The organism is Telluria sp. B2, assembly GCF_051789535.1.
Lineage (GTDB): Bacteria > Pseudomonadota > Gammaproteobacteria > Burkholderiales > Burkholderiaceae_D > Telluria.
In genome coordinates this window covers 3,070,706-3,095,977 of sequence record NZ_CP196525.1, presented here as the reverse complement: position 1 = coordinate 3,095,977, position 25,272 = coordinate 3,070,706, and the positions used below count along the sequence as shown (strand labels likewise).

Annotated in this window: 20 protein-coding genes; 8 read left to right on the top strand and 12 right to left on the bottom strand. The window is 62.5% G+C overall.

What is annotated here, in order from left to right; translation table 11 throughout:
• Positions 1-48 precede the first annotated feature (48 nt).
• The 8 genes from ACSUZJ_RS13750 to ACSUZJ_RS13715 all read right to left on the bottom strand — a co-directional run bounded on the left by ACSUZJ_RS13750 (position 49) and on the right by ACSUZJ_RS13715 (position 11,006).
• On the bottom strand, positions 49-2,760 hold the full coding sequence (locus ACSUZJ_RS13750) for a TonB-dependent receptor (RefSeq protein WP_290423404.1): 2,712 nt from the start codon (positions 2,758-2,760) through the stop codon (positions 49-51).
• A 229-nt stretch (positions 2,761-2,989) separates the two neighbouring features.
• Positions 2,990-3,430 (bottom strand): hypothetical protein, encoded by a 441-nt coding sequence (locus tag ACSUZJ_RS13745; RefSeq protein ID WP_290423405.1) that lies wholly within the window; start codon positions 3,428-3,430, stop codon positions 2,990-2,992.
• Positions 3,431-3,641: 211 nt separating this feature from the next.
• A complete protein-coding gene (locus ACSUZJ_RS13740; protein ID WP_499408998.1) occupies positions 3,642-4,088 on the bottom strand; it encodes a copper-binding protein in 447 nt (148 codons plus the stop codon).
• Positions 4,089-4,161: 73 nt separating this feature from the next.
• Entirely contained in the window at positions 4,162-7,344 is a 3,183-nt protein-coding gene (locus tag ACSUZJ_RS13735) for an efflux RND transporter permease subunit (RefSeq protein ID WP_488689767.1), read from the bottom strand.
• Complete coding sequence (locus tag ACSUZJ_RS13730) at positions 7,341-8,879, bottom strand: efflux RND transporter periplasmic adaptor subunit (RefSeq protein ID WP_488689768.1); 1,539 nt, start codon at positions 8,877-8,879, stop codon at positions 7,341-7,343. Before ACSUZJ_RS13730 ends, ACSUZJ_RS13735 begins: the two co-directional genes overlap by 4 nt.
• Positions 8,876-10,210, bottom strand: coding sequence for a TolC family protein (locus ACSUZJ_RS13725; RefSeq protein ID WP_290423409.1), 1,335 nt, complete (start codon positions 10,208-10,210; stop codon positions 8,876-8,878). The genes ACSUZJ_RS13730 and ACSUZJ_RS13725 overlap by 4 nt, the downstream gene beginning before the upstream one ends.
• 69 nt (positions 10,211-10,279) lie before the next feature.
• The gene (locus tag ACSUZJ_RS13720) at positions 10,280-10,684 is read right to left on the bottom strand and encodes a hypothetical protein (RefSeq protein WP_499408995.1); all 405 of its coding nucleotides are present in this window, start codon (positions 10,682-10,684) and stop codon (positions 10,280-10,282) included.
• Between the two features lie 151 nt (positions 10,685-10,835).
• Positions 10,836-11,006, bottom strand: a complete 171-nt coding sequence (locus ACSUZJ_RS13715) for a DUF3703 domain-containing protein (protein ID WP_499408993.1) — start codon at positions 11,004-11,006, stop codon at positions 10,836-10,838.
• Positions 11,007-11,122: 116 nt separating this feature from the next.
• Between ACSUZJ_RS13715 and ACSUZJ_RS13710 the strand changes: the two genes are divergently transcribed.
• The 3 genes from ACSUZJ_RS13710 (at position 11,123) to ACSUZJ_RS13700 (ending at position 14,290) form a co-directional block, all read left to right on the top strand.
• Entirely contained in the window at positions 11,123-13,051 is a 1,929-nt protein-coding gene (locus ACSUZJ_RS13710) for an FTR1 family protein (protein ID WP_499408991.1), read from the top strand.
• A 114-nt stretch (positions 13,052-13,165) separates the two neighbouring features.
• On the top strand, positions 13,166-13,564 hold the full coding sequence (locus ACSUZJ_RS13705; protein WP_290423412.1) for a hypothetical protein: 399 nt from the start codon (positions 13,166-13,168) through the stop codon (positions 13,562-13,564).
• A 111-nt stretch (positions 13,565-13,675) separates the two neighbouring features.
• Positions 13,676-14,290, top strand: coding sequence for a cation efflux transmembrane domain-containing protein (locus tag ACSUZJ_RS13700; protein WP_290423413.1), 615 nt, complete (start codon positions 13,676-13,678; stop codon positions 14,288-14,290).
• Positions 14,291-14,364: 74 nt separating this feature from the next.
• On the opposite strand, the gene lspA is transcribed toward ACSUZJ_RS13700, so the two are convergent.
• From lspA to ACSUZJ_RS13680, 4 genes are read right to left on the bottom strand one after another with little or no spacing between them, the layout of a single operon-like run.
• A complete protein-coding gene (gene lspA, locus ACSUZJ_RS13695; protein WP_290423414.1) occupies positions 14,365-14,871 on the bottom strand; it encodes a signal peptidase II in 507 nt (168 codons plus the stop codon).
• 7 nt (positions 14,872-14,878) lie between these two features.
• Complete coding sequence (locus ACSUZJ_RS13690) at positions 14,879-18,064, bottom strand: efflux RND transporter permease subunit (RefSeq protein ID WP_499408988.1); 3,186 nt, start codon at positions 18,062-18,064, stop codon at positions 14,879-14,881.
• Positions 18,065-18,100: 36 nt separating this feature from the next.
• Positions 18,101-19,336, bottom strand: coding sequence for an efflux RND transporter periplasmic adaptor subunit (locus ACSUZJ_RS13685; RefSeq protein WP_499408986.1), 1,236 nt, complete (start codon positions 19,334-19,336; stop codon positions 18,101-18,103).
• A gap of 3 nt (positions 19,337-19,339) precedes the next feature.
• Positions 19,340-20,587 carry a TolC family protein gene (locus ACSUZJ_RS13680; RefSeq protein WP_488689770.1) on the bottom strand — a complete coding sequence of 416 codons (1,248 nt, stop codon included), beginning with the start codon at positions 20,585-20,587 and terminating at the stop codon, positions 19,340-19,342.
• Positions 20,588-20,655: 68 nt separating this feature from the next.
• Here ACSUZJ_RS13680 and ACSUZJ_RS13675 point away from each other — a divergent pair, with 68 nt between their 5' ends.
• The 5 genes from ACSUZJ_RS13675 (at position 20,656) to ACSUZJ_RS13655 (ending at position 25,269) form a co-directional block, all read left to right on the top strand.
• Positions 20,656-21,060: a MerR family transcriptional regulator gene (locus ACSUZJ_RS13675; RefSeq protein ID WP_290423418.1), complete on the top strand. Its 405-nt coding sequence runs from the start codon at positions 20,656-20,658 to the stop codon at positions 21,058-21,060.
• 102 nt (positions 21,061-21,162) lie between these two features.
• Positions 21,163-22,230: a cation efflux transmembrane domain-containing protein gene (locus ACSUZJ_RS13670; RefSeq protein WP_290423419.1), complete on the top strand. Its 1,068-nt coding sequence runs from the start codon at positions 21,163-21,165 to the stop codon at positions 22,228-22,230.
• Between the two features lie 48 nt (positions 22,231-22,278).
• Positions 22,279-22,647, top strand: a complete 369-nt coding sequence (locus ACSUZJ_RS13665; RefSeq protein ID WP_499408983.1) for a hypothetical protein — start codon at positions 22,279-22,281, stop codon at positions 22,645-22,647.
• Positions 22,648-22,759: 112 nt separating this feature from the next.
• Positions 22,760-24,061 carry a TolC family protein gene (locus tag ACSUZJ_RS13660; RefSeq protein WP_488689773.1) on the top strand — a complete coding sequence of 434 codons (1,302 nt, stop codon included), beginning with the start codon at positions 22,760-22,762 and terminating at the stop codon, positions 24,059-24,061.
• On the top strand, positions 24,058-25,269 hold the full coding sequence (locus tag ACSUZJ_RS13655; protein ID WP_499408981.1) for an efflux RND transporter periplasmic adaptor subunit: 1,212 nt from the start codon (positions 24,058-24,060) through the stop codon (positions 25,267-25,269). Before ACSUZJ_RS13660 ends, ACSUZJ_RS13655 begins: the two co-directional genes overlap by 4 nt.
• Positions 25,270-25,272 lie beyond the last annotated feature (3 nt).

Sequence of the window (25,272 nt, the reverse complement as noted above, 5' to 3'; positions counted from 1 at the left end):
CGGGCCTGCAGGCAGGCCCGGCGGCACGAAAAGCCCTGGCGGGCCCGATCAGAACTTGTAGCCCAGGCGCACGTGCCAGCGGCGGCCGAGCAGGTCGTAGGTCATCGTGTCGGTATTACCGTCCGTCCAGCTCTGGATGTACGGCGGCTTCTTGTCGAACAGGTTATCGATACCGAACGAAATCGCCACGGCCTTGTTGAAGGCATACTTCACGCTCGCGTTGTGATAAACGACGCTCGGTGCCTGCGCGCCGATGTCGCCAGGCGCCGCATTGATATCGTCCGCCTTGCCGATGTACTGGACGGTGTACGAGCCGGACCACGGTCCGATCCCGGTCGTCAGCGACGCGGTCGAACGCCACTTGGCGTAGCTGCCGCGGCCACCCGTGATCTTGCCGGCGTATTCGATCACCTCCCCGCCCGGGAACGGAGCGACGTCGAACCGGTTCAGGCGCGACACATCGGCCGACAGCGACGAATTCCAGCCGTACAGCTTGAAGTCATACAAGGCGCCAAAGTCGATGCCGGAGACGCGTTGCTGGGCCGCGTTGGCAGGCTGCGAGGACAGGAAGTTGATTTCGCCGGTGCGCGGATCGCGCGTGAAGCTCGACGGGCTGCAGAAGATGTGCGACAGCCCCGGGGAGTTGTAGCACACGGCCAGCTTGGTCGAACCGGGTACCGTCTCGATCGCGTTGTCGATCTCGATATTGAAATAGTCGAGCGTCAGGGTCAGCGACTTCGACGGGGTCCAGACCGCGCCCACGGTAAAGGTGTCCGCCTCTTCGGGTTTCAGATTCGGATTGCCGCCGCCGGTCGTCAGGATGGACGGACCGAACTGGCGGAAGCCCGCCGGCAGGCCCGAGGCCTGGCAGTTCCTGTAGACCGCTGAATTCGGGTCCATCGTATTCCAGCTGTTGCAGGGATCGGTGGTCGTCAGGTTGCCCTCGGACACTCCACCGAAGAGTTCCGGGACGTTCGGTACCCGGAAAGCGGTCGAGCGATTGGCGCGCAGCTTCAGCGACGGAATGACCTGCCAGTCCAGGCCGAGCTTGTAGGTGGCCTGCGAGCCGAACAGGCTGTAGTCGGAATAGCGCGCCGCCGCGTTCAGGTTCAGCGCGTCCACGAACGGGAGTTTCGCCAGCACCGGAACCGACAGCTCGGCGAACACCTCGCGCGCGCTGTACTGGCCGGCGATCGGGTCCTGGGCATTGGTATTGGCTGCGCCCGACACGATCAGACTGTCCGGATCGCGCCAGCCCTGCTCGCGGCGGTACTCGAAGCCGGAAGCGAATCCGACCGGGCCCGCCGGCAGGGAAAACAGCTCCCCGCTGACGCTCGCATTAAAACTCTTCTGGTCGTTGCCGCCATGGTCGCGCGTCGTGAAGTGGATGTAGTCGAGCACAGCTGGGCTGAGATTGCCGTAGCCGAGGTAGTTTCCGCAAGGGGCAGCGCCCGGACCGGTCCCGCACGTCGCCGCGTTCAGCGTCGCATCCACACGGTCCAGGTTGATGATGTTGGTCATGCCGTCGACACCGGTATTGCGGCCCCAGTTCAGGGATGCCGACCAGTCCCAGCTGCCTGCGATCGTTCCCTTCAGGCCTGCGAGCACGCGGAAGGTGTTGGTCTCCTGGAAGAAGTAGCGCGGCCCGACTTCGGCGACGCGGCGCCGCTCTAGAGTCAGGTCCTGGCCGGTCGGATTAGTCGGATGGCTCGCGGCAATCTGAATCGGGCGGTAGACACCAATTGCGCCCGGTGTGGCAAGCTGCTCGGACTGTCGATTGGTGAACATCAGCTCGGTGAAGAGCTCGACCTTCTCGCTCAGGTGCACATTACCGAAAGCGCTGACGCCGATGCGCTTGATGGGATTGACCGCATTCAGGAACGGGTTGCTATTGTAGGCATGCTTGGCCGCGCTATAGGTTTCGAAGCCGCGCGGGTTACCGTTCGGGTCCTGGTTGAAATTGACGCGCCTCCCGTCTGCGAGCCGCGCCCGGCCCCCGATGGTCGAGGAACTGCCCGAGCAAACCAGTTCGCCGTCGTCTTCCACCAGTGCGCAAGGCGCGCGCGAGGCCAGGTTGACCGCCTCGCTTTCCGAGTAATTCAGCGAGGCGATCAGGGAGCCACGCTCGCTGCGCGTACCCCAGACCACGTCGGCCGACTTCTCGGCGCCGTCCCCTTCCGCGGTCCTGCCGTAGCGGACCGAGGCTTCGACGCCGTCGAAGGCCTTCTTGGTGATGATGTTGACCACGCCGGCGACGGCGTCGGCGCCATAGATCGCCGAGGCACCGTCCTTGAGCACCTCGACGCGCTCGATCATCGCGACCGGGATCATGTTCAGGTCGACGGAGCTGTTGGCGCCGGTGCCGCCCGAGACCACGCGCCTGCCGTTGAGCAGGACCAGCGTACGATCGATACCCAGGCCGCGCAGGTTCACCTGGGTCGTGCCATAACCGTTGCTGGTCCAGTAGGCGCTGGACTGGTTGCCCGCGGTGCCGGCCGACGACGGCAGGCGCTGCAGCAGCGTCTCGACCGAGATCGCGCCGGAGCGCTGGATGGTGTCGGCGTCGATCACCGTGACCGGCCCCACGCCGGAAATCTGCTCCTGCCTCAGGTTGATCCGGCTGCCCGTGATCTGGACGCGTTGCATTCCTCCGCCGTCGGCGGGTTCGCCGGTAGTCGCGGGCTGCTGGGCGTGAACGCCTTGGTGCGACATCGCCAGCACAAGCGCGGCGGTGGCCGCCGGAATGGTCTTGTATTTCATTTTTCTCTCCAGGTGCATTGTTTTAGAAACCGAGATACGGGCAGGCGACGGGTTGCCGCCGATGCCAGGGGCAGTGTTTGCCTGCAGGAGCGGGCATGGAGGGACCAATGGTCCAATAGCCAGTACGGAAGCCACGGCTACCCGGCCGGTGCACGCGAGCACAGGTACCGGAAGACACGCCGGGAGTTCAGCAGGGCCTACAGGAAAGCGTCAGTCCGGACGCGAAGGGTCACGCGAGCCGTGGTGGCCGCTCAATGCGGGCGCGTATGTGCCCGGTAAAGGAAGAGAGGTGGAATAGTTGCACGCTGCTGACGGCTTCTTCGACCGCGGTAAGGACAACGATAGGAGGCGGAGCACATGCGCCGATACAGCATTGCGCGCAGGTGCCGCAGCCGGTAGCTTCATGAACGTCGCTCGCTGTCTCGCAGTCGTCGCAGGGCTGTTCGTCTTGCGGGGCTGCTTGCCTATGGTCGGGCATGTCCTCGTGCCCTGCTTCATGCGCTTCCATATCTTGCATCTCGTGCACAAGCATGGCGGTGTGGCCCGCGCTGCCATCAACGGCAGCTTGATGGTCCATGCCGCATTCTGCTGTTGCTACCCCGGCCATGCTCCGCATCGGCAGGGACACGACAAGCAGGAACAGGAAGAATATTCGGAACGGCTTACGCATGTGATTAATGTAGCACGGCAATTATCAGTTTTGCACACATTCTGTTACATTTTTCCCACATTGTATACGTACCGTCGTCAGTGGTCCTGAACCACTCGGGTGTCGAGTATCTATAGCGGTAAATAGTGTCCGTAGGCGCCGCCATGTTGCACCGGCACCATGCGCGACGGACGATACCGCGCTCAACTCATCCGTCGCGCCGGCAACATGCTTACTTCACGGCCGTAATGACGTACTTGCCGCCTTGCTGCTCGATCTCCACGTCTACTTTCTTGCCGACCGAAAGTTTGTCGAACATGGCCTTGTTTTTGACGGCAAAGCCCATCGTCATGGACGGCCAGTTCAGGCTTTTGATCGGCCCATGCGCGAGCGTCACGGTTCCTGCGGCCGGGTCGACGGATTTCACCGTACCGATAGCCTCATGGCGAGTGGCCTGCGCACCTTTGTTTGCTTGCTGTACGCTCATGCCCTTCATCATTTCCTCACACGACTTGGCGTCCATGTTTTGCATGTTCATGCCTTCCATGTTCATGCCTTTCATCATGTCCTGGCACGACTTAGTGTTCATGCCGGTTTGACTCGGCTGTGCCTGCGCGGCGCCCAATCCAGACACGGCAAGGGCTAACATCGTGGCAATCATGGTGTGACGTTTCATCATATTTCCTTTCGTATTTCAGTTGAGGTGGGTGTATTTGCAGGCCCAGCGGCGCAGATACCGCATGCCTGCCGTGCTATTTCGCATGAATCGTTCGCTCCTCGGCCGCAGGTACCTGGCGCAGCCCGTGCATGCGCCGCGCCTGGCGGCGGCGCAGCAGCAGGTAGGCCGCAGGCACCACGAACATCGACAGCAGCGGCGCTGTCACCATGCCGCCGACCATCGGTGCGGCGATCCGCTGCATGACTTCGGAACCCGTCCCAGCGCCGATCATGATCGGCACGAGACCCGCGATGATGACTGCGACCGTCATCGCCTTTGGCCGCACGCGCAGGACGGCGCCTTCGCGGATCGCGTCGACCAGGTCGGCTTCGCTGTCGCGTCCGGCCTCGACGCGGGCTTCCCAGGCATGCTTCAGGTACAGCAGCATGATCACGCCGAATTCAGCCGCCACACCAGCAAGCGCAATGAAGCCGACGCCGCTCGGTACCGACAAGTGGTGCCCGAGCAGCCACAGCAGCCACACGCCGCCGGCCAGCGCGAACGGCAAGGTGGCCATGATGAGAACGGCTTCGTCGAGGCGCTTGAAGGTGAAATAGAGCAGGACGAAGATGATCACCAGCGTGACCGGAACCACGATCTTCAGCTTCGCCGTCGCGCGTTCCAGGTACTCGAACTGGCCGGACCACGATACCGAATAGCCGGGCGGCAGCTTGACCTCGCTGGCCACGGCCTGCTGCATGTCGCGTACTGCCGAGCTGAGGTCGCGGCCGCGAATGTCGACGTAGACCCAGCCCGACAGGCGCGCGTTCTCGCTCTTGAGCATGGGCGGTCCATCCTCAATGCGGATTGCCGCGACATCGCCGAGCCGGATCTGGGCGCCACGCTCGGTCAGGACCGGTAGCTCGCGCAGTTTTTCGACCGAATCGCGCACCTCGCGCGGGTAACGCACGCTGATCGGAAAGCGCTGCAATCCCTCGACCGTTTCACCGATGTTGTCTCCGCCAATCGCGGACGACACAACGCTTTGCACGTCGGCGATGTTCAGCCCGTAGCGCGCAGCGGTATCCCGGTCAATCTTCACGTCGATGTAACGGCCCCCATTCAGGCGCTCGGCCAGCGCGGATGACACGCCCGGCACTTTTTTTACGGCATGCTCGATCTCGCCGGTGATGCGGTCGATGACCTTCAAATCGGTGCCCGCGATCTTGACGCCGACGGGGCTCTTGATGCCGGTGGCCAGCATGTCGATGCGGTTGCGGATGGGCGGAACCCAGACGTTCGACAGGCCGGCAACCTTGACAATGCGGTCCAGCTCCTCGACCAGTTTGTCAGGCGTCATGCCGGCACGCCACTGGTCGCGTGGCTTGAGCTGGATCGTGGTCTCGAACATCTCCAGCGGCGCCGGGTCGGTGGCCGACTCCGCGCGGCCAGCCTTGCCGAACACACTTTGCACTTCCGGGACAGTCTTGATCAGGCGATCGGTCTGCTGCAAGAGTTCAGCCGCCTTGCCGACGCCAAGTCCAGGCAGGGCCGACGGCATGTATAGCAGGTCGCCTTCGTCGAGCGGCGGCATGAACTCGCCGCCCAGGCGTGACAATGGCCAAACTGTCGCGGCAGCGATCAGGCCCGCAGCGATGATCGCTGTCTTCGGATACCGCAACACGCGTTCGAGCAGCGGGCGGTACAGCCAGATCAGACCGCGGTTGAGCGGATTGCTTTGTTCGTCCGGAATGCGGCCACGGATCAGGTAGCCCATCAACACCGGGATCAGCGTCACGGACAGGCCTGCGGCGGCGGCCATGGCATAGGTCTTCGTGAAGGCCAGCGGCGCAAACAGCTTGCCTTCCTGCGCTTCGAGCGTGAACACCGGCACGAATGACAGCACGATGATCAGCAGCGAGAAGAACAAGGCCGGGCCGACCTCGGCAGCCGCATCGCCGATCACACGCCAGTGTTCGTCGCCAGCGAGCTTCTTGCCGGGATGGGCGTGGTTCCATGCCTCGATATGCTTGTGGGCGTTTTCGATCATGACCACGGCTGCGTCGACCATCGCGCCGACCGCGATTGCAATCCCGCCGAGCGACATGATGTTCGCATTCACACCCTGGTAGTACATGACCAGGTAAGCCGCGAGGATGCCGATTGGCAGTGACACGATCGCCACCAGCGCCGAACGCATGTGGAACAGGAAGATCGCACAGACCAGTGCGACCACAATGAATTCCTCGATCAGCTTGTGTTCGAGGTTGGTGACTGCACGCGTGATGAGGCCCGAGCGGTCGTAGGTCGGTACGATCTCGACACCGGGCGGCAGGCTCGACTTGAGCTCCGCAAGCTTTGCCTTGACCGCGTCGATCGTCTCGAGTGCGTTCTTCCCAGAGCGCATGACGATCACGCCACCGGCCACTTCGCCTTCGCCATTCAGCTCCGCGATGCCGCGCCGCATCTCCGGGCCGATCTGGATACGAGCGACATCACCAAGTCGTACCGGCACACCGGCCTCGCTGGTTGTCAGCGGAATCTTGCGAAAATCGTCGAGCGATTGCAGATAGCCGGACGCGCGCACCATGTATTCGGCTTCGCCCAGCTCCAGTACCGAGCCTCCGGTCTCCTGGTTGGCCTTTTGCACGGCGTCGACGATCCTGGCGTGCGAAATACCGAAAGCACGCATCTTGTCAGGGTCCAGCTGGATCTGGTACTGCTTGACCATGCCGCCAATGCTGGCGACTTCCGACACGTTCGCGACCGCCTTCAGTTCGTATTTGAGGAACCAGTCCTGTAGGGCGCGCAACTGTGACAGGTCGTGCTTGCCGCTCTTGTCGACGAGCGCGTATTCGTACACCCACCCCACTCCGGTGGCGTCCGGCCCGAGCGATGGTTTCGCTTGCGGCGGCAGGCGCGACTGCACTTGGTTGAGGTATTCGAGCACCCGCGAACGTGCCCAGTAGGGATCGGTGCCGTCATCGAACAGGATGTAGACGAACGAGTCGCCGAAAAAGGAATAGCCGCGTACCGTCTTCGCTCCCGGCACGGACAGCATGGTCGTCGTCAATGGATACGTGACCTGGTTTTCGACGATTTGCGGTGCCTGTCCCGGGTAGGTGGTGCGGATGATCACCTGCGTATCCGACAAGTCCGGGATGGCGTCGAGCGGCGTTTTCGACAGAGCCCACACGCCCCAGGCCGTCAGGCCGGCAGTGGCCAGCAAGACCAGGAAACGGTTGACGATGGACCAGCGGATCAGCTTGGCGATCATTTGCCGTCTCCGCTACCGGTTTGCTTGTCGGCCGGCGTGATCGACGTGATCTGGTAGTCGCCCTCCGGAGTCTGCCGGATCTCGAACGTGACCTGGTTACCCACGGCGATATTGCGCGGCAAGCCGTCCGGCGGCAGTTTGAACGGCATCGTCATTGGTCCCCATTGCAGCGTCGGCATCGCCTCGTGCGATAGCGTGATACTGTCGGGATCGATCTTCTCGACGCGGCCACGACCATGGTGCGCCGGGGCGGCAGCCGCTTTGGCGCCGTTGGCGGCACCCGCATCGCCCATGCGTGCGATCACGCCCTTGAGACTGGCTTCCGAGTCGACCAGGAACTGCCCGGACGCGACGACCTTCTGGCCGGCCGACAGGCCGCTGTGGATCTCCGTTTGGCCATTGGCTTCGCTCCCCGTTTCCACCTCGACCGGAGCGAACTTCCCATCCTCGCTCGCAACGAATACGACGCTGCGGGTGCCGGTCTGGATCACGGCCTCGCTCGGCACCAGCAAGATGGCCTTGCGCGCGGCCGGTGTCAGGCTAACCGTTGCGAACATGCCCGGCACCAGCCGTCCCTCCGGGTTGGCGAGCTCGATGCGCGCCTTCAGGGTGCGTGTGGCGGGATCGATTTCAGGCAGGATCGCGCCGACCTTGCCGTGGAAGGTCATACCGGGCCAGGCGGCGGCGCGTGCCTGGACGGTGCTGCCCGGATGTACCTGGGCGGCTGCCGCTTCAGGAATCTCGGCATTCACCCAGACAGTGGACAGGCCATTGATGCGGTACAGCGACGCACCGGGCATGACGGTCATACCCTCGCGCACGGCAAGCTCGGCCACCACGCCAGACACTGGTGAGGTGATCGTCAAACGCGGATGAACCTTGCCACTTTTCTCTATTTGGCGGATCTGCTCGCCGGTCATGCCGGCCAGCCGCATGCGCTGGCGTGCCGCGTCAGCGAGATCCGCCGACATACGGCGTGCGGCCAGGTAGTCCTCCTGCGCCGCCACCCAGTCGGGGACGTAGATATCGGCCAGCGCCTGGCCTTTGCGGACACGGTCGAGCGGCGCACGTACGTGAAGGCGCTCGACATACCCGTTGGCACGGGCCTGCACGAGGAAAAGATCGCGCTCATTCCAGGCCACGCTACCCACCGATTCAAGCGTTGTGGCAAGGCTGCCTTCCTTCACCTCGGCCGTCCGGATGCCGAGGTTTTGCTGTACGCGCGGGCTGATTGCAACTTTGCCGTCATCGCCTGATTCGTCGGCATACACCGGCACGAGCTGCATGTCCATGAAGGGCGACTTGCCCGGCTTGTCGAATTTTTGGCCGGGTACCATCGGATCGTGCCAGTAGAGCACTTTTCTGCCCGTCGCAGGATCGACCTTGTCGCCGCTCGTGGACGCGCCGCTGCCGGTTATTGTTGGCATGGCGGCATGCAGGCCATGCTGCATACCGGCCCAAAACAGACCACCGCCGACGGCGATCAGGATGGCGGCCGCGGACAACGCGAGGATGAGCTTCTTTTTCTTGGTCATTTCGTGTTCCTGGAGATGGCGGCGGCCGCCGGCATCGCGCCGTGCGAAGTGGGAAAGAGGAAGTTCAGTTCTGCCCACAGCCTGGCGGTGTCGGCTTCGAGCTGCAACCTGGAGAGATGAACGTCGAGTTCGCCACGCCGCGCGCCCAGCACCTCGGCAAGCGTCGCCTTGCCGCCACGGTAGGCAGCCAGGCTTGCCCCGCTGCGCTCTTGCGCCAGTGGGATGAGTTCCCGGGAATACCGTGCCAAGCGTTCGCGATTGGCCTGCCACTCGGCCACCATGACGCGCGTTTCCGCCGTATGCGCTCGCAGCATCTCGTCGCGTTCGGCACGAGCCTGTTCAGCCGTGACGAGCTTGGCAGCCAGTTCGCGGTCTTGCCTGTTTTTCTGGTCCCACTGCAGCGGGACCGAGACGCCGAACGAGATCATGTTGGAATATCCCGGACCGCGCTGCGCATAGCCCACTTCCACGGTCCAGTCGGACTTCTTGTTGGCCTCGGCCAGCTTCACCTCGGTCGCAGCGACATCGACCTGCTTGTTGAGAACGGCAATCTCGGGGTGATGGGCAAGCTGGGTATCGAGCGAGGCCGGGTCGAGCCGGATGGTGTCGAATGCCGGTTGACCGGACAGGGGCTGGTCGGCGATGTCGCCAACCCAGCGCGCGAGCGCAATCTTCGCGCTGCGTACCCGGCGCGCGGCATCGTCCATACGGTCGTCGAACTGTGCGACGGCAGCCCTGGCGGACAGTACATCAGCCTGGCTTCCGCGTCCGGCCCGGTAGGCGGCATCGGCGGCCTCGCGCTCACGTTGCGCCTCTTCGCGCTGGGACGCGATCACGGATGCCATTGCTTCGGCATAGTAGCGATCGAGCCAGGCAATGGCCGCCGCACGTTCGACATCGGCGATGGCCTTGTCTTTTTCGGCCAGCCCTTTGTCCGCTTCGCGCTGATACCGCTCAGCTTGAAAGCTGCGTTTGTCCGAGCGTGTGATTTCCTGCATCACGCCGATACGACGCATCGTCATGAAGTCCGCAGTGAAGCTTCCACGGTCGGGGCCGCTGACTGGCAGGTTGTCGACACCGATCTTGAGCACCGGATCGGGCAAGCGGCCAGCTGCCACTGCCATCTCACGTGAAGCCGTCACAGCAGCATCCTGCGCGGTAATCTGCCGCGAGCGTTCAATGGCGAGACGCTGCGCCTCGGCCAGGGACAAGGCATCGGCGGCAAGGGCAGGCGCCGCCAAGGCCAGGGACGTTGCCAATACGCCCAGGTATCCTGTCAGCGAAAACAGGGGAGCGCGCCCGTGACGGCGCGCGGAAAAGAAAAAGGACATGCGATCTCCACAAGCGTTGAAATACATCGCGTGCGCAAGCGCGCGCGGCGAATCAAGCAGGCGGAGTTGTCAAATACGGAAGCAGCAGTGGCGTATGGCCAAAGCCGGCTCCGTCGCACGGGATAACGAGGGTATGGCAGCAAAAACGTCTGGAGGTGCTTCGCCATCATTGAGCAAGACCACTGACAGCGCCGGCCCGATCAACAGGTACGGCAGCACTGTGGGCAAATCGGGTTTGTTGAGCGATTGCGGGCTGGAGTGGTTGTGCGCGTGACATATGCTCGGCTGGGCCTTGTCCATGCCGGTGCAGTGATCCATGTCGGACATCCCGTTGTCAACCGCCGCCATCGTCATGCGTTCCGGCGTGGTCTCGTCGGGACAGACGTACGAAGCCAGAGCCAATTGGGTGAACAGCAAGCTGATCACGGCAATCACGGCGGCAACGAAGCGGGTTGAACGGGATGGTTTCATCACTTTGGACATTTCAACAAGCATTGTGGGGGCGCGTAGCGGCCAGTGTCAAGCTCTTGGAGTAAGCGTGACGTCTCGTCCTTTAAAGCACATGGAGCCGTCAGCGACGGAGGAGCCAACGTGGCTTTCCGCCCTCGCCTCAACATCCGTGGCGTCAAGCATCATCGTGCTTTGCTGGGCTCAACCTGATCAGTTTCTTGATACTTGGATCGGTTGGCAACCGTTTGAGCATGCTGATCTTCGTGCCACCAGTATTAGCAGCCGGGACGATCCCGACCACCGACCCAAGGGCTCCCAGCAGGATGCGTATGACCTGTTCAGGCACTTCCGACGCCGAAGGCGTTTTAATTCCGTTCTGGGCATCCAGTATACGGCTTGACCTTCAAGTAGCTTGAAGGTGTTAAATGTCAAGCTCCTCTACATCTGGTCAGGTTTTTCATTATGAAGTACCCCATTTGGCGTTGGTTCATTTACGTCGCGGCTCTCTGCAGCTTCCTGGCTGGCACGGCACATGCAGAATCCAAATCGTCCGAACCGCAGGTCAGGCAGCTCTGGCAGTTGCTCGATTATGTCGTTGTGGACTACCCCGGCGCCGTCCAGAATGGAGCGGTCATCAGTGAACCTGAGTACGGAGAAATGCGGGAGTTCTCGGCGCGGGCGCAGAGTCAGGTGCAGTCCTTGCCTCCTCATCCATTGCACTCGGAACTGGCCGCAGCTACCGCAAATCTGAGGCACGCGGTCGAACGCAAAGACAGCCCCCAGCGTGTAGGCCAGCTTGCCCGGGAAGCAAACCGACTGCTCCTCCAGGCGTATCCCTTTCCTGTAGCGCCGCGCGCCATGCCCGATCTTTCCCGTGGCGCCGCGCTGTACCAGGCGCAATGCGCTTCATGCCACGGTGCGACTGGTGCCGGCGACGGCGCTCTTGCGGCAAAGCTCGACCCGAAACCGATCGCTTTCACAGATGAGGAAAGGGCCCGCTCCCGTTCTCTCATGGCCCTTTACCAGGTGCTCAGTCAGGGTGTCGAAGGCACATCGATGCCGTCGTTTGCCAACTTGTCCGAGCACGACCGCTGGTCCCTGGCGTTCTATGTTGGCTCCCTGTCTTTCAAGGATACCGAGATTGAAGCGGGGAAAACTGCATTTGCACGAAATGAAGTCCCCGCCGCGGCGCTTCCTGACATGACCGCCCTTGTCACGACGACCGAAGAAGAGCTGGCGAAGGCGATGCCGCCGGCAACCGCGCGAGCAGCGCAGGCATATGCACGCACGCACCCCGACATTGTCCGGGAACAGCAGGAACGCAAGGGGATCGCCCTTGCGCGCAAGCTGCTGCAAGAGAGCCTGGACGCCTTGAAGAATGGCCAGCGCGCGACCGCCACCGATCTTGCCTTGTCGGCCTATCTGGACGGCTTCGAGCCGCTCGAGGCGGCGCTCGACGCGACCGACCGCCAACTGCTGGTCGACGTGGAACGGACGATGCAACTGTACCGGGGGGCGGTCGCTCGAGGTGACGTCGCGGGCGCAACGGCATACGCCCAGCAGCTGGATCAGTACTTTTTACGTGTCGAGTCAGTCACCGGCTCGGACAAGACCGACGCAACGACGGTGTTCGTAGGCGCGCTGACCATCCTCCTGCGCGAAGGTGTCGAGGCCTTGCTGATCGTGATCGCGATGGTTGCGTTCCTGCGCAAAGCCGAACGCCCCCAGGCGCTGCGCTACGTACACGCCGGGTGGATCTCGGCACTGGCCGGAGGTGCGCTGACGTGGCTGGTAGCCACGTACGTGGTCAGTATCAGTGGCGCAAGCCGCGAAGTGACAGAAGGCCTGTCCTCGCTCTTCGCGGCGGCGGTGCTGCTGTCGGTCGGCCTGTGGATGCACCAGAAAAGCCAGGCTGGACAGTGGCAGGCTTACCTGAAGCAGCATCTCACGGCAGCGATGGAAAAGCGCTCGGCATGGGCCTTGTTCGTCCTGGCCTTCGTCGCGGTGTACCGGGAAGTCTTCGAAACGGTCCTGTTCTACTCGGCCCTTGCAGCCGACGGCAACGGCCCTGCACTGATGGGAGGCTTCGTAACGGGCCTCGTCCTGCTGACGATTCTTGCCGCCGTGTTCCTGCGCACGAGCGCACGCATGCCTATTGGTAAGTTCTTTTCATTCAGTTCGGCATTGGTCGCCGCTCTGGCAGTCGTGCTGGTCGGTAAAGGGATCGCAGGCCTGCAGGAAGCCGGATGGTTGATGGCGACCCCAATGCAGGGACCGCGCTTGCCGGTCCTTGGTATCTATCCGACTACGCAGACCTATGGGGCACAGGTGGCTCTGCTCCTGGCGGCCGGGCTTGGCTTCGGACTGAATCTGATCAAAGCGCGAAGGTAGCGAACAGGTATTCAACCATGTACCAGCGCCGGGCAGGAAATGATGACCTAGGACTCGGCCGCGCAGGTGTCGCGGCTGGTGACGGAAGGCGGGCTGATCTTTATAGGAACTGTCATGAAAAATAACGGAAAACGTATCGTTGCGCTCAGTTCACTACTTATTCTCGTTGGCTGCGCTGATCCACGGCTTGGACCGAACAGCAAAACGGGCTGGGTAAGCGAACTCTATACGCAAGAGAAATTGAAGACGAACCGTCCTGCCTGCCTCGCAGGTCTGGACACGGCTCAGATTTCTGGCCATCAATACGCCGAAATTACAGTACCCCATCTTCGCTCTTACAGATATGTCAGCGCCTTAGTGCCCGACTCGATCAAGCCCGAGCTTCACGACAAGGTCGAGATATCTCCTCCTTTTTGCAAGGATGGTGCGTTGCCTCAGGTTGTGCAGATATTGAAGCATGCAAAGCCAAAGAAGCCTGCTGCTGTGGCTACTGACAAGAGCGGACCCCCTTGAGCGCACCAGTTTTTCGGGCCACGTAAATTTTTTGCGTCTTCCGCACCGCAGTAATGATGCTGAGCCGACCTTAACTGGGCGCAGCTGACCCTATCGTTTATCGGAGACCGCATGACTACGAGCAACACCGCACATAGCGACGAGCTGGATCTGGATGCCTCAAACGAGGAGGATCGCAGCATTCTATGGAAAGTCCTACTGATCAACCTGGGACAATGTCTAGCCGGTGTTGCAATTGGAACGTGGGCATCTTCAACCGCCGTGATCGGCGCCGGTCTCGACAATCTAGGAGATGCAGCCGTGTACGCCGTGAGTTTATACGCTGTCGGCCGGTCTGCCGCAATCAAGACCCGTGCCGCCCAGCTTTCCGGCTGGCTCCTCATCGGCTTTGCCTGCCTGTTATTAGTCGAAGTCATTCGCAGGTTTCTCGGCGGCGAAGCCCCGTTGGGGCCGGCCATGATGGCGATGGCCGCTGCAAATGCGCTTCTGAATATTTATTGCATCCGGCTGTTAAAGCAGCATCGGGGGCAGGACATCAATTTCAAAGCCTCAGCCATTTTTACGAACAATGATTCGATCGTGAACGGCGCCATCGTCCTATCGGGCGCGCTGGTGATGTGGACGAACTCAAACCTTCCCGATCTGATTCTTGGAACGGTCGTGTCGTTTATCGCTGCGAAAGGAGGATATGAGATTCTTTCGGAGGCAAAAGAAGCGCAAGAATAGTATCCAGCCGGCTGGAAGCCTGTTTGCAACTAGTCGAGGTAGCGTTCCGTTCCGCCGCCTGTTACAGCGCTATATCACTGTCGTGTTTGCTTATGCACTGTAACCGATGTGCTCCCACTAAACACCGTGTGCAAGACAATAGTTGCCGCGCCCAGCGTAATACCGATGTCGGCAATGTTGAATGCCGGCCAGTGGTACGTGCCCACATACAAGTCAATCCAGTCGACAACGCCCATGCGTGCGGCGCGGTCGATCAGGTTTCCAATTGCCCCGCCAAGTATCATCGCCAACGCTGCCCTCTCCGTGGCCGTCGTCGCCGGCCTCCTGATCATTTGAATGATCAATACCGACGCCAGCACAGCCACAACGATGAACAGGTAACGTTGCCACCCGCCCGCTGTGGCGAGAAGGCCAAAAGCCGCCCCCTGGTTGATAACATGGACAATGTTCAATGCTGGCAGCAGCTCAACCTGCTGGCCGTAGGCCAGCCGATCCACGACCTGGGCCTTCGTGACCAGATCGGTGGCGGCGATCAGTCCGGCGCCCAGGACGGCAGAGAGCGGTGAAAGATGTTTGGCCATGGTTCCGTCAAATGCCTTCCGCTACGTTCTCTGCCGGGCGGGCAAAGCGCTGGTACAGCGTCGGCAGCACGAACAGCGTCAGGATCGTGGCCGAGATCAGCCCACCGATGACCACGGTCGCCAGCGGACGCTGCACCTCGGCCCCGGCGCCTGTCGCCAGTGCCATCGGGACGAAGCCCAGTGATGCGACCAGGGCCGTCATCAGCACCGGGCGCAGCCGCCGCAGCGCGCCTTCGCGAACGGCTTGCGCCCACGGCAATTGTTTTGCCAGGTCGTCGATCGATCCCACCATCACCAAACCGTTGAGGACGGCGACGCCGGACAGCGCAATGAATCCGACGGCGGCCGAAATCGAGAACGGCAGCCCACGCAGCCAGAGCGCTGCAATCCCGCCAATCAGGGCCAGGGGCACACCCGTGAAGACGACTGCGGCGGCGCGCCAGGAACCGACGGCCGAATACAGCAGTACGACGATGAGCGCGAAGCAGGCCGGTACCACGACGGCCAGGCGCATCCGCGCACGTTCCAGGTTCTCGAACTGCCCGCCCCAGGTGAGCCATACGCCGGCCGGTAGCCGTACGTGCGCATCGATACTCGCGCGCGCCTCGCTGACCACGCCGGCAATGTCACGGCCGCGCACATTGGCCTGGACAACCACGCGGCGCTTGCCGTTTTCCCGGCTGATCTGGTTCGGTCCCTTGGCCGTCTCGAGCAGGGCCACCGATCCCAGCGGAACGAAGCTGCCGCTCGGCGTCAGCACAGGCAGCAGGCGCAAGGCTTCCACGTCGTTGCGGGTCTTTTCGCCCAGTTTCACGACGACGTCGAATCGCCTGTCCCCCTCATAGATCGACCCGGCCTCGCGGCCGGCAATGGCTGCGGCCAAGGTGTCGTGCACGTCCTGGGCGGTCAGGCCGACCCGTGCCATGGCGTCGCGATCCAGCCGAACATCGAGCAGCGGAAGCCCCTGCACCTGCTCCACGCGGACGTCTTCCGCGCCCTCGACCGCGCGCAGTTTTGCCGCGACCTGTTCGGCGGTGCGGAGCATGGCGTCGAAATCGTCGCCATAGACCTTGACGGCGATGTCGCCACGCACGCCGGCCAGCAACTCGTTGAAGCGCATCTGGATCGGTTGGGTAAGCTCGTAGTTCTGGCCCGGGATGCCAGCGACCGCTTTCTCGATCTTTTCCACCAGCTCGGCCTTGCTCATCCGTGGTTCCGGCCACTCCGAGCGGTCTTTCACGATGACAAAGGTATCGGTCATGTTCGGCGGCATCGGGTCGGCCGCCAGTTCGGCAGTACCCGTTCTTGAAAACACGAGCTTCACCTCCGGTAGCTTGCCGACCGCCTTCTCCACCGCAAACTGCATGGCCTGGCTCTGCTCAAGGGAAGTGCCCGGGATGCGTGCCACCTGGAGCAGTACGTCCTGCTCGTCGAGCGTCGGAAGAAATTCCTGGCCGAGTGTCGTAAACAGGCCGAGTGCGCCCGCGAAACCGATCGCCGCCAATACGCCGGTCAGCGTCGGCCGCGCGAGAGCACGCTCCAGCAACGGTGCGTACGACGAGGACACGGCCTTGACCAGTTTGTTTTCCTTTTCATCGACATGGCGCGAAAGCCAGAGCGCGATCGCGGCCGGCACGAACGTAAGCGAGAGGACGAACGCGAAGACCAGTGCGAGAATAACCGTCACCGCCATCGGTGCGAACATGCGGCCTTCCACCCCCTGGAACGTCAACAGGGGCGCGTAGACGAGAATGATGATCGCCTGGCCGTAGACGCTTGGCCGGATCATTTCGCGTGCGGCGGCGGCGACGGTCTCGAGCCGCTCCGCCTTCGTCAATATCCTGCCGGTCGCATGCTGGCGTTCCGCGATCCGGCGCAGCGCGTTTTCCACGATGATGACCGCGCCATCGACAATCAGGCCAAAGTCCAGCGCGCCCAGGCTCATCAGGTTCGCAGACAGCCCTGCTTCGAGCATGCCCGCAGAGGTCATCAGCATCGTGACCGGGATGACCGCCGCGGCGATCAATGCCGCGCGCAGGTTCCCGAGGAGCGCGAATAGCACGGCGATCACCAGCAGCGCACCCTCGGTAAGGTTGGTCGCCACGGTCTTGATGGTGGCGTCGACCAGGCGGGTGCGGTCAAGCACCGGCCGGATCAGCAAGTCCGGCGGCAAGGAGCGCGCGATCTCTTTCAGGCGGACATCCACCGCGGCGGCAACCGTCCGGCTGTTCTCCCCGATCCGCATCACGGCGGTACCGACGACGACCTCCTGCCCGCCTTCGGATGCGGATCCGAATCGCACTTCCTGTCCCATGCCGACGGTGGCGACGTGCGAAACCAGTACCGGCGTGCCGCTACGGGTCGTGATGACGGTCTTCGCCAGTTCCTCGGCTGACGTGATGCGCGCGTCGGCCTTGACAGTTAGGGCTTCCCCGTTCTGAACGACCACACCGGCGCCGGCGCTCGTGTTATTGCGCTCGAGCGCTTCGCCCAGCATGGTCAGGCTGATCCCCAGGGCTGCCAGCCGCTGCGGATCCGGTGTGACCACGTACTGTTTGGCGTAGCCCCCGATGACGTCCACGCCTGCCAGCCCTTCGGTATTCTTGAGCTGGGGTGCGACGATCCAGTCCTGCACCGTGCGCAGGTAAGTGGCTTTTTCGGCAGCACTGCGCAGCACTTCGCCTTCTGGAGTGACGTAGCTGCCATCGGCCTGCAGCCCAGCCGCCGGCCCCGCTTTCGGGGTAGGCTTCGAGGCGTATTCGACCGTCCACATGTAGACGTCGCCGAGCCCGGTCGCGATCGGGCCCAGGCTTGCGGTAGCGCCTGGCGGCAGCGAGCGCTCGACGGCGCGCAGCCGTTCAGCCATCTGCTGGCGCGCGAAATAGATGTCCGTACCGTCCTTGAAGACGGTAGTCACCTGCGCAAACCCGTGCCTGGTCAGCGACCGGGTGGATTCCAGGCCAGGTATCCCGGCAAACGCCGTTTCGATCGGATAGGTGATCTGCCGCTCCACGTCGGCCGGCGCGAGCGCAGGTGCAACGACGTTGATCTGCACCTGGGTGTTGGTGATGTCCGGTACTGCGTCGATGGGCAGGCGCGTCAGCGCAAGTGCCCCGAGGATCGACAGGAGGATCGTTGCGATGAGCACGTGCCACCGCCGCGCAACGGAAAAGTTGACGATACGAGCGATCATGGTTGGGTGTCCTTCAGGAGCCGTCGAGTGAAGAGATCAGTCATCGTCTCCCGCCTCTCCTTTTCCATGCTCCGCCTTCAGCAGATACGTATTGCTGACCGCAATCTGTTCGTTGCCTTCCAAGCCGCCCATCACCTTGACGTAGCCGGCCGTGTTGCCGCCGAGGACAACGTGCTTGATCGCGAATCCGTCTCTCGCCCGAACGAATACGCTGGGCCTGTCCTCGACGGTTTGCACAGCCGTCCGTGGAATGGCCAGTTGCGTGCCACCGGCGCTCCCTTCGAGCGCAATCGATGCCCGGACCGTTTCGCCGATACGCCACGCGCCGCGGCCGTTCGACAAGCGTGCAATGGCTCGTACCTGGCGGGTCGCGGGATCGAGGACACGCGAGACATGCGTAATGCGGCCCGTGCCGGTGCGACCGTCGGTCGACACGTCCACGGTCGTGCCCACGGCGATGCGGGCAGCGTCGTCCGGCGAGAGCGAAAGTTCGGCCGTCAGCTCGTTGAGGTCGGCGACCTCGAAAAGATGGGCGTCCGGTGCGACGATGTCGCCCAAGGCGATCTGTCGTGCCGTGACGTTGCCCTTGATGGGTGAGCGCAGCATCAGCCGATTGAGCTGTCCCCCGCTGCTTGCGCCTGCGGCCGCGAGCTGCTGCTCGGCCAAGCGAAGACGGGTGCGTGCTTCTTGCGCGGCATTGCGCGCAATCTCGAATTCTTGCCGCGAAGTGACTTTTTCGCCGTACAGACGTTCTTCGCGTGCAAAATTGGCCTGCGACAGTTCGTACTGCCGCTTGGCGATCTCGACGTCGGCCCTGAGCTGGGCTACGTCACGGCTTTCGATTACGGCAAGCACGTCGCCACGAGCGACCGGGTCGCCAAGGTTGCGCCGGATCTCGACCACCCGGCCACCCACGGCGCTCGAGACCACCGCCGCATGCTTCGGATCCGCCGCGATGACCGCCGGCGCCTCGACGGCCCCGGCGAACGACTGCCGGACTGGCATAACCTCGATTCCTGCCGCTTTGATCTGCTGGTCCGACAGCGCGACAAAGTCTTCCTTGGCTTCGGCCTCGCCGCCTTCTTTCTCCGCAGCTTCGCCCCGCTCTACGGCCTCGCCTTTCTCGGCCTTTTCGGCCTGTTCGCCTTTGGCATTCGCGCTTTGTTCGCCATGTTCGGCAGCGTCTTGACGGCTGGTCGTTTCCGGCTTGGGCGAGCATGCGCTCAAGAGGATCATCGCGGCACACAGGCCCGATCGGAATACCGCTTGCATGGGTCAGTCCTTATATATTGGAGAGTTGGAACCTTGTAGCCGAGCCAAACGCGCCCGTGCCGTATGAAGTGCTGCGAGCGCATCGACCGAGCTTTCGCGGGTTTCGGCCAGCGAGCGTTCGGCTTCGATCAATTCGAGTTGCGGGAATTTCCCTTCGGCATAACCGATCCTCGCGATACGTGCCGCTTCTTCTGCCGCTGCCAGTGCGGGACCGTTGGCGGCGCGTGCAGCCGCCAGTGCGTCGGCCACCTCAGCTTCTGCCTGTGCAGTAGACTGTTCGACTTCCAGTACGACGGCGCGGCGCACGGCGGACGCGCGATCGAATTCCGCCCGGGACCGTGCAAGCGCGGCGCTGCCCTGGTTGAACAATGGCAGGGGGACGGACAGGCCCAGCACAGCTGCCTTTTCGGAAGTTTCACCATACCGGCGCATGCCGGCGGTCAGCGTGACGTCCGGTACCCGCTCACGCCTGGCCGCATCGACGCGAGCCTCTGCAGCGGCCAGTTCCGCCTCCGCCGTCGCAATCGCCAGCTGCTGCCGCGCCGGCGGTGCCTTCTCGCTCCCTTCGATCTGCTCAAACCAGGCAGACGCTATCGAGAACGGCATTGGCGCGCCTGTCAGCCGTGCGATCGTTTTCTGCGCCAGCTCGGCGGCACGCATTGCTTTTCCCAGGCGAACCTCGGAATTAATTCGTAGCACGTCGGCCCGTTGCTCTTCTATGGGAGATGCTTTTCCGGCCCGTACCCGCTCGCGTGCCGCGTGATGCGCGCGTTCGGCCAGCTCATGACCGGCTTTTGTGATCGCAAGGTAGCGCTCACTGGCGGCAAGCGTAACAAACGCCGCGGTGATCTGGAACGTCAATTCGGCTTCAGCGGAGCGCGCACCAACGTCGGCAGCAGCGCGCTCGGCCTGGGCCACACGTAGCCTGGCGCCCCGCTTGCCGCCCAGCTCGAGGGGCATCGACAGTGAAACCGTCTTTTCTCCCCCGCCAAAACCGGAATAGCGCCCTGAGCCCAACACATTTTCCGCTTCCACGGAAAGTGTCGGATTCGGCCGCAGGCCGGACAGGCGCACATTGGCGTCTGCAGCCCGCAGTGCTGCATCGGCGCTCTGCAGTTGCGGCGCCTGGATGCGGGCTCTGGCAACGGCTTCGGCAAGCGTCAGTGCAGTGCTTTCGGCAAAGGCAGATCCCGCAACTGCGCACATGGCCAGCAACGCTGCGGTGACACAGAGATTCATCTTGGTGCGCATAGGTGAATTCGCTTGACGGATTAATAAATGAACTTTATAAACCTTGAAGTCACTTTAAGGTCAAGCATATGTCACGCACTTTTACGATAGGTCAGCTGTCCGCCGCGGCGCAGACCCCTGCGCCGACGATTCGCTATTACGAAAAAATCGGGTTGCTCGATTCTCCATCGCGGACCGGCAGTAACTATCGGCTGTACGGCAGCGAGGATGTGGCCCGCCTGAGCTTCGTTCGCCGTGCCCGGGAAATCGGCTTCACGATCGATCAGGTACGCAGTCTGTTGGCCTTTTCCGATAGCCGCGATGGCGACTGCTGTGCAGTGACTGCGCTGACCGAGCAGCATCTTGCAGAAGTCGAGCAGAAGATCAGAGACCTCAACTCACTGAAAGAACACCTGTCCCGTCTGCTCATTTCATGCCAGGGCGGCCGAGTTTCCGATTGCGGCATCATCGGCGCCCTGTCACCTCAGCAATAGATTATTCCTCCGGCTGGACGGTTCTGACGTGGCGAACACGCTTGACCTTGAAGCGGGTTGAAGCTTTATCCTTCGAACAATTCCGATCCTAGGCTCATCGTCATGACACAAGACCAAACCGCTACGGCAGCCCGCCTCGAAACCGAACTATTTGTCTCGAAGATGGACTGCCCGTCCGAAGAGAATTTGATTCGGATGGCCTTAGGCAAAGTTTCGGGCATCGACAACATTGCCTTCGACCTCAACACCCGCACGGTGACTGTGCTCCACGACGGCAAAGCGGACGCCCTCGTGCAGGTGCTGCAGCCCTTGCGGCTGGGTGTCGAATTGCGCGGATCCCGTCCAGCCAGGCCGAAAGTCGACAGCAAACGTACGCTGAGTACGCTCGGGATTCCCAAGATGGACTGCCCTTCCGAGGAGAACATGATCCGCATGGCACTGGCGGATGTCGGCGGCATTCATTCCTTGAACTTTGACCTTTCCCAGCGGCAGCTCCATGTTGCGCATATGGGGGAAGTCGATCCGATCTTGCAGAAACTTGGCCCGCTGAAGCTTGGTGCCCATCTGATCGGGTCGCAACTGGATTCGTCCCATGAAGAAGCCAGTCAAGACAAGGCCGGCGACGCATCGGAGGCGAAGACGCTCTGGTTGCTGCTAGCTATCAACGGCATCATGTTCGTGGTCGAGCTGATCTGGGGGCTGGTCGCAGAATCGACCGGTTTGGTCGCTGATTCATTGGACATGTTTGCGGACGCCGCTGTGTACGGCCTGGCCCTGTACGCAGTGGGCAGGGCTGCGGCGATGAAGACGCACGCAGCACACCTGGCCGGCTGGCTGCAGCTCGTGCTCGCGCTGGGCGCCCTCAGTGAAGTGGTACGCCGGGCCTTCTTCGGAAGCGAACCGGAATCGGGCCTGATGATGGGCGTTGGCGCGGTAGCCCTGGTTGCGAATGTGGCTTGCCTGGTGTTGATCGCAAAGAAACGCGACCGCGGGGCGCACATGAAGGCAAGTTATATTTTCTCGGCGAATGACGTTATTGCAAACATCGGCGTGATTGCTGCCGGCGCACTCGTCACCTGGACCGGATCGCCTTATCCCGATTTGATTGTCGGCACGGTGATTGGCGTGATCGTACTTTCGGGCGCACGTCGCATCCTGAAGCTGAAGTAAGGATATGAGCGCATAAGACAAACGATCCCACGTGCTATACTTTTCTTCATGACCGCCCGACGCTTCATCTACCTAGTCCTGACGATCCTCGCTCTTCAGCTCAGTTGGAGTGTGGTTGCTGCTTATTGTCAGCACGAGTCGGGCCGTGCCGCCCAGCATTTCGGTCATCATTCGTCGGAGGCCGACTCGCACAAGCTCGCCTCCGCTGAGAAGGACAAGCCGACGGGTTCCAACAAGAAAGTCGCAATGCACTCGCACTGCGCTTCCTGTGCTCACGCGACGCTTGCCTTTGAAGGACTTCCTGTTGCGCAAGTGATTATTGAGCCGGTCCGTCTGGCGCCGCCGGCGCTCCAGCTTCAATACTCCTCCTTATACTCCGCTCGTCCCGAGCGGCCTCAATGGATCTCCGCCGTCTGATTCGGCGGCAGATCGTATACATCCACTCATCATTGTGCGGGCGGGCCTGAGAAGGCCATCCCGATACGTCTCGCTGCTGAATAGCCTTCGTTTTCAATAACCGGAGTTATTCATGCATCCCAAGTATTTCGTCCTCGGGGCGTCCGTGCTATTTGCACAGGCGTTGCCGAGTGCTGCGCAGGTGACAGCGCAGCCGTTGTCTCCTGTGGCAACACAGCAGCAAGCACCCGTCGCAGGCCCGCCGCTGACGCTCGATGAAGCCATCGCAAAGGCACTGGCGGCCAACCCAAGCCTGCGCGCGGCCGCGCTCGATGTTGCGATCGCCGACGGCATGCGCCGCCAGGCGGGCCTGTTCCCGAATCCCGAAGTGTCCTTTGTCCGTGAAGGAACGCAACGCGGTACCCGCACCCAGACCGTGCAGCTCAGCCAAGTGCTCGAACTCGGAGGAAAGCGCTCGGCGCGTATCAACCTGGCCGAACGCGAACGCAGTCTTGCGGCAGGCAACCTCAGCGTGGCCCGTACCGATCTGCGCGCCGACGTCACAACGGCCTATTTCGATGCCCTGGGTGCACAGGAGCGCGTGCGCATCGCCCAGACCTCGCTCGACGTCGCAGCGAAAGCAACAGTGGCGGCCGAAAAGCGCGTCACGGCCGGACGGGTTTCGCCTGTCGAGCAGGATCGCGCCGGCGTGGCACAGGCATCGGCGCGGCTCGAGCTGGCCCAGGCGCAGAGCGACCTGGCGATTGCCATGCACACCTTGTCCGCCTATTGGGGCGAAACTGGTCAGGCAAACCTTACCCTGATCGTCCCCGAGCTCGACCTGGCACCAACGCCTGCGCTGGCCGAACTGGAACAGCGGCTGGCCACCTCGCCGCAGCTACGGCGCGCGAACTTGCAGGTCCAGCGCGAGGAAGCTCAGGTCGGCGTCGATCGTGCCCAGCGTATGCCCGACCTCACGCTTATCGTCGGCAACAAAAAGGACGACGAGATCGGGCGTTCGCAGACCGTGGTCGGCCTGTCGGTCCCGCTGCCCTTGTTCAACCGCAACCAGGGCAGCCTGCAGGCCTCGCTCGGTCGCGCCGAGAAGGCACGCGCCGAACTGGAGGCCGAACGCCTGCGCCTGCACCAGGGGCTTACCAACGCGTACCAGCGCGCCCAGTTGTCGCGCGAGCAGGTGCGCAGCATGCGCGAGAACATTCTGCCGGCGGCGCAGCGCGTGTTCGACTCCGCGGTAATCGGTTTCGAAGCTGGCAAGTTCGGATTCCTCGACGTCCTAGATGCCCAGCGCACGCTGCTGCAGATCCGCACCCAATACATCCAGGCACTGTACGACCGCTACCGCGCCGTCGCCGACCTTGGCCGCTACGTCGCTCCAGACGCGGGCGCCGACCTCAACAACAGGATTGCCCCATGAAGTCCACTATCAACAAGAAATCCCTATTTTCCATCGCCGCCGTGATCGGCCTGGGTCTCGTGCTGGCACTCGCCATTCTCTTCTGGAAGAAGGACGCTCCAGCTGCACAGGGAGAAAGCGAACGCGCAGAGGAAACCGCCCAAAAATCGGGAGGCAAGGAAGAGCATGCCGACGAACCGCCCGGCTTGATCGAGATGACGCCGCAGCAAGCGCAAGGGGCGGGCATTGCCGTCGCACAGGCCGCTCCGGCGCGCATCGATACCGCCGTCACGCTGCCGGGCGAAGTGCGCTTCAACGAAGACCGCACCGCGCATATCGTGCCCCGGGTGGCGGGCGTGGTCGAATCGGTCTCCGCCTCGCTCGGCCAGGAGGTGAAGAAGGGCCAGCCACTGGCCGTCATCGCAAGCCCCGACCTGGCCGAACTGCGCAGTACCGCCCTCGCCGCGGACAAGCGCCTCGGACTGGCGCGCACCACCTACGAACGCGAGAAGAAGCTGTGGGAAGACCGGATCTCGGCGCAGCAGGACTACCTGCAAGCCGAGCAGGCCTACCGTGAAGCGCAGATCGAGGTGCAGTCCGCCAGGTCGAAACTGACGGCCCTCGGCGCCGAGATCAACGGGGGCGCCGTGAACCGCTATGTCCTGCGCTCGCCCTTCAACGGCGTCGTGGTCGAAAAGCACCTGTCGCAGGGCGAAGCGGTGAAGGAAGACGCGAACGCCTTCCTGGTGTCCGACCTGTCGACCGTCTGGGTGGAGATCGTGGTGACGGCCAAAGACCTGGAATCGGTCCGCGTCGGCCAGCCGGTCACGATCAAATCCGCTGCCGGCAGCGCATCGGTCACCGGCAAGGTCAGCTATGTGGGTAGCCTGCTGGGCGAACAGACCAGGACCGCGACCGCTCGGGTCGTCATCGACAACCCGGGCCTTGCATGGCGCCCTGGACTGTTCGTGAACGTCGCTCTCGTGCGCGGCACGAAGGAAGCTGCCGTTGCGGTCGCAGCCGATGCCGTGCAGACCATTGAGGGCAAAGCCGTCGTCTTTACAAAAGTGCCGAAGGGCTTCCAGGCCCAGCCGGTCACGCTTGGCGCGAGCGACGGCAAGAACGTCGAGATCGTCGCCGGGCTGAGCGCCGGGGCGCAATACGTTGCAACGGGCAGCTTCGTTGTGAAAGCCGAGCAAGGCAAAGGCAGTGCCGAGCACGAACACTGATCG